The sequence below is a fragment of the Candidatus Melainabacteria bacterium RIFOXYA2_FULL_32_9 genome, assembly GCA_001784615.1.
Classification (GTDB): Bacteria; Cyanobacteriota; Vampirovibrionia; order Gastranaerophilales; family UBA9579; genus UBA9579.
In genome coordinates this window covers 1-5,661 of sequence record MFRQ01000129.1, presented here as the reverse complement: position 1 = coordinate 5,661, position 5,661 = coordinate 1, and the positions used below count along the sequence as shown (strand labels likewise).

The following is a 5,661-nucleotide window of genomic DNA, read 5'->3' as shown; positions in this document are numbered from 1 at the left end:
ATTAATGACTTTGAGATCTCCTTTTCTGCAAACTGTAACTTAATTTTTACCTCAATTATATTATACAGCATTTTTTACGTAGTTTCTAGAGATTTATTACTAAATCTGTAGCAATATTTACATATCTATTTGAATTACAGAAAAGGTAAAAATCATTAAGTCCCTTTATATTAAGGAAGAATTGTTTTTTACTTAAATGTTCCTTCTTTGATTTTAGATTTTTTCTATTTTAAATTAAGTCTATTAAAGTGTAATAAGTTGAATATGTGTTGGATTTTAACTGATTATTATATGTTTATCTTGATATATTCCTCCCTATTATCCTGTATGACTTTTACTGACTTATGAATAAGTCAGTAAACATATTTAATCTTAAAAAGCAGCTTGATAAGTCAGTTGCCAAATTCATATCTCACTATAACTACTATCAGAGTTAAATCTTACATTTTTTCTCTCATAAAGTAATGCACCATGAGGATATGCGTTACTTATACATTAGTATAAAAAATATCTAGTCAAAATAAATTATCATTTAGGCTAATTTATAAGATTGTTGTAACAAAACTGTAAAATTCTGATTAATAATTTATTAATATTATGTAATATCAATATTTAAATCTCTGCTGCAAACCGTACATTGCCCTGAGGGAGTTGTGTTAACTTGTACTATAGCTGTTCTTTCTATAGCCGTAGTTCCACATCTTGGACATTTAGTTATGGATTTTTCTCCTACGTTGCCTTTATATATAAAATTAAGACCTTCTTCCTTGCCTATCTCTACTGCTCTATTGATTTTTTCGATTGGAGTAGGTGGTAAATGTTCTAGTTTATTGTATGGAAAGAACCTTGTCACATGCCATGGAGTGTCTTCACCAAGATTATTTGCTATCCAGTGAGCGATTTTTCTTAGATTTTCTTCACTGTCATTTTGTGTCGGGATAATGTTTGTAACCACTTCTATATGCAGTCCCAGATTTTTGGCATGTTCAGTTGTTTCATAAATGCCCCACCAGTTTTTAATGCCGCAAACATGGGTATAAAACTCATCGCTAAAGCTTTTTAAATCAACCCTAAAAGCGTCTAAATATGGAGCGATTGTGTCCAAAGCTTCAGGTGTAATATAACCATTCGTGACATATGCTGTATAATAACCTTTTTCTTTTGCTAATTTCCCTGATTCTATCGTGTATTCAAGCCATGTTGAAGGTTCATTGTAAGTCCAGGAAAGACCCTGGCAATCATTTTTTTCAATTAATTCAACAAGCTCTTGAGGTGATACACAATATCCACCAATTCCCATTCCCTGTCTAAGGAGAATTTCCTCTTCTTTTTTTGTAGGTTGCGATATTTGCCAGTTTTGGCAATGCAGACAGGTGAAATTGCAACCCCAACCTCCTACTGAAAATACTTTTGTACCTGGATGAAAATGGTAAAGAGGTTTCTTTTCAATAGGATCTGCGGCTAATGAGGATATAAGTCCGAATGTATTCAGTTCCATTTCTCCATCAACATTAAGTCTGGAAGTGCATCTTGAGGTAGATCCAGGAGAAATTAAACATCTATTATGACATATGCTGCATTTCACATAGCTATTATCTTGCTTTTCCCACATTAAAGGTTCTACGTTAAATTTTCTCGATTCCATAATCAACCCCACAAAGTTTTAATTGAATATTCTTGCTTATAAAGTTTACTTTGCTTGAATGTAGTGAATGCAGGTAAGATAATCAATTTTATATCTTGATATTACTGACTTGCCTTTTCTGTAGCAAAATTTACTACTATATTTTCTAACCATTTTCTCCCAGTTAAAAAGCTGCTCCAGTCTATCTTTTCATTAGCTGAGTGTATATTTTCCAAATTAGCAAGGCCAATTATAACAGGAATAAAAATTTCTCCTTTAGCATTTTTCTTTTCATTAGCTAATATATGGGTTTCAGCTCCGGCATGGAATGATCCTGGCTGGCAATTCAGGTTATATTTTTGTCCTGCTTTTACAATAACATTGCTTAAAAACTTATCTTCACTTTTTATAAAAGGCTTAAGGTGAACTTTAGCTTCCATTTCAATTTTGATTAAGCCCGAGTATTTCGAGTTTAACTCGTCCACTTGTTTTTCTATATATTTAATGAGCTCCTGTTCATTTTCAGGTTCTGAGCTTCTAATGGAATATGTCTGATAGGCTTCCGTATTAATAATATTTAGGGCTGATTCTCTATTTATAGTATTTAAAATATCTTTAGAATTATATTTTTCCGGAATGGGTTTATCGTCTTTAGCCAGCTGATAAACATCTTTTACTATTTCAGCAATAGAAGTATTTGCAGAGCCGCCAGTATTTACACCGGCATTAATTGAGGTAATAACACCTCTTTTAGGGTCTTTTTTATAAACTCCCTGAGGGATCCTGGTATCAAGTTCTGATAATACCTTGATGGCATTAATTCTTGTTGGATCATCTATATTAATTCCAGAGTGGCCTCCTTTACCTTGGTATACTTTAATATATAAATTAATAAACCCTGCTCCTTCTGAGTCATGTTCTCCTAAGTATTCTCCATCCGCAATAATGGCATATTTAGAATGGATTTTGGATGTATCTAAATTTTGAATTCCGGTCATTCCCATTTCTTCATCACGTGTAAATGTAATTTCAATTGGACCATGCGTAATTTCTGAATCTGTTTTGCTCATATCTATGGCTAAATCAAGAATTGCTGCAACACCAGCTTTATTATCAGCGCCAAGGGTTCTTGTTTTGTCTGTTTCTATATATCTACCATCTTGTGATAATCTAATATTTACAGGTTCAGATCCTCCAACCACATCCATATGTGCAGATAACAGTAATGAGGGCGCATTTTCATAGCCTTTTGATGCTGGAATTTTGGCAATAATGTTTCTATAATCATCGTATTTTGCATCTATGTTGTTAGATTTAAATATTTCAAGAATTTTTTCTGATAAATCCCCTTCTTTTCTTGAGGGTGAAGGGATTTCAGCTAATTTTACAAATAAGTCAACTAATTTATGAGAAAGCCTTAGTTCATTTAAGTTCATTGTTTTATCCTTTCCAGCATATATATTTTTGGCCATGGAAAAATTACAGAAAAAAGCACTAATTAAAAGTATAATAAATAAAATATAATAATATTTTACTGTTTTTTGCAAAGTTTAATTCTCCTTGTATTGTTTAAGACCCGAGATATAAGTTTTAAAAAGTTTGGATAGAGATGCTATTTTATTCTATAATGTTAATATTAATTGTACATAAAGCAGAGAGAAAAATAACGGAGGTCGGGAATGAGTGACTACGTGTTTAAAATAAAAAAGGGTGAAGTTGAAATCGAGTTAAGATCAGATGATTCAAAGTTCATTGAAGAACAACTTGAAAAATGGAGAGAAACCATATTAAAACAAGTTTAATTTTGTGCTTTTATTTAGCGTGAATGGGAAAGGGTTTAATATTGGCATACTATAGCTTTAGCATTAAAAAAGGAAGTTTATCTATTGAGTTAGAGTCAGCTGATTCTGAACTGATTGCTCAGGAAATAGAAAAGTGGTTTGGAGATATTCTTGGATTACCATCAAATAAACCTGTTAAGTCTAAAAAAGTTCCAAACAGTAAAACTTTAGATAAAAAACAAAGCACTGTTAAAGAACAGGAAGTTATTGAAGAAATTCAGAAGCCTGTAGAAGATTTGAAAGTTATTGTTCAGTCAGAAGACCCTAAGCCTGTTATTATTGAAGTTGAAGAATCAAAAGAAAAAGAAATAGTGATTGAATCTATTGAGATTGATGACTCAAAAAGTAAAGTTGCAATACAGGATTTAATTGATGAGGATTTAGATTCAGCTGATATAGATAAGATTAAGGCGCTTGAAGAAGCAATTAATAAATTATCGAAAAAAATAAAACAGGTTAAAAAAGAAGAAATTTTGGTTGAACCAGTTCAGGCTGTACAGAATAAAATTGAGGAAAAAAAAGAACTTATAGAGGATAATAAAGCTGTTCTAGTGGGTGAAGAGGTTCCTGCTGAAGATTATACCAGCACTAATAATGATAAATTCTTTAATATTCTTCAGGAAAAAGTCTCTTCTTTGCCTGAAAAAGTCGGAAAAGTAATTTCGAATTTGTCTAGCGAGGCTTTTAGTGAACCTGCTCCTGAGTCTGGCACAATTGGTGAATTAATTAGTCAAAAGAATCCTCAATCACCTATAGATTATTTGTTAATAACCTCATATTACTTAAAAGAGAATGAAAAGCTTGATAGGTATTCTTTAAAGCAAATTAATTCTAAAATTATAACTTTCACTAAGCAGCTTATTGATCATTCCATAATACAAAATGCGGTTAGTCAGGGGTATTTTGAAGTGGTTCCTGATTTTACAGGCATGTCAGGAGTTACTGAATATAGAATTACAGATGAAGGGGAAATTTACGTACTAAATGAGCTCTAAGAAAACAGTTGCAGTTGCAATGAGTGGAGGTGTGGATAGTAGCACCGCTGCGTTGCTTTTAAAAAAAGACGGTTATGATGTTATTGGAATAACTGGAATAATGCACGATGATGCTTATATAGCATCAGAAAATGCGGCTCAGGTGTGCAATATTCTGGGTATAAAGCATTACAGTGTAGATTTAAGAGATGATTTTAAAAATAGTATTATAAATTACTTTGAGGAAAGTTATAAAAAAGGACTTACTCCAAATCCTTGTGTCGTATGTAATAAAGTTATTAAATGGGGTGCTCTAAAAAAGTATGCTCACGAGGTTTTAAATGCTGATTTATATGCAACTGGTCATTATGCAAGGATAACCAAGGATGGGGATAATTACAAGCTAGTTAGAGCTAATGATGATAAAAAAGATCAAATTTATATGTTATTTAGCCTTACTCAGGATGATCTTGTGACAACTTTATTTCCTCTGGCCGAGTTAACTAAATCTGAAGTGAGAGAACTGGCAAGAGCTAATAATCTTCCCTGTGCAGAAAGCAAGGAAAGTCAGGATGTGTGTTTTATTCAGCCTCCTGATTCGACTCAAAAATATCTTGTGAGAAAATTTGGTGAACAAGAGGGAAATATAATAGATATCAGAACCGGTAAAGTTTTAGGGAAGCATAAAGGCGCATATAAATATACAGTTGGGCAGAGAAAAGGTATTGGTATAGCAGCAAATGAGCCATTATATGTTGCTTCAGTTCATCCTGATAAAAATGAAGTTTATGTTGGTTTTCTAAATGATATATCAAGACTTGATCTTGAAGTAAACGATATAAACTGGCAGCAGGAAGAGTTTAAGAGTGGCGAATTTAGAGCATTAGTTAAAATAAGATATAATTCCAGTGCTAAAGAAGCTATAGTTATACCTAAAGACAATAATTCTGCTATCGTTAGATTTACTAATCCTCAGTTTGCAATTACTCCCGGTCAAGTAGCCGTATTTTATGATTTAAATAATGAATACCTTATAGGTGGTGGCTGGATTAAATAGCACAATATTGGACAAGATAAGAATGTTTTTATCTTATAAACTTATTGGCTGCTGGCTAAAGATATATTAATCGAGTAAGAAAAAATACGTAAGAATTTTTTCTTACTCGATTAATAGCTGGTTACAGGAAGCAGGCTACAAAAATAACCAAAGATTTTTCATCAA

The 5,661-nt window shown here is 32.2% G+C and carries 4 protein-coding genes; 2 read left to right on the top strand and 2 right to left on the bottom strand.

The features are described from left to right. Positions 1-595: 595 nt before the first annotated feature. A complete protein-coding gene (locus A2255_09305; protein OGI18036.1) occupies positions 596-1,645 on the bottom strand; it encodes an AmmeMemoRadiSam system radical SAM enzyme in 1,050 nt (349 codons plus the stop codon). A 101-nt stretch (positions 1,646-1,746) separates the two neighbouring features. Then, positions 1,747-3,171, bottom strand: coding sequence for a hypothetical protein (locus A2255_09300; protein OGI18035.1), 1,425 nt, complete (start codon positions 3,169-3,171; stop codon positions 1,747-1,749). A 296-nt stretch (positions 3,172-3,467) separates the two neighbouring features. Between A2255_09300 and A2255_09295 the strand changes: the two genes are divergently transcribed. Both A2255_09295 and A2255_09290 read left to right on the top strand, forming a co-directional pair. Further along, positions 3,468-4,460 (top strand): hypothetical protein, encoded by a 993-nt coding sequence (locus A2255_09295; GenBank protein OGI18034.1) that lies wholly within the window; start codon positions 3,468-3,470, stop codon positions 4,458-4,460. Next, positions 4,450-5,496, top strand: coding sequence for a tRNA 2-thiouridine(34) synthase MnmA (locus A2255_09290; protein OGI18033.1), 1,047 nt, complete (start codon positions 4,450-4,452; stop codon positions 5,494-5,496). The genes A2255_09295 and A2255_09290 overlap by 11 nt, the downstream gene beginning before the upstream one ends. Positions 5,497-5,661 lie beyond the last annotated feature (165 nt).

Excerpts from the sequence above, each read along its gene's own strand:
- A2255_09290 (OGI18033.1), top strand. The coding sequence starts at position 4,450 with ATGAGCTCTAAGAAAACAGTTGCAGTTGCAATGAGTGGAGGTGTGGAT.
- A2255_09305 (OGI18036.1), bottom strand. The coding sequence starts at position 1,645 with ATGGAATCGAGAAAATTTAACGTAGAACCTTTAATGTGGGAAAAGCAA.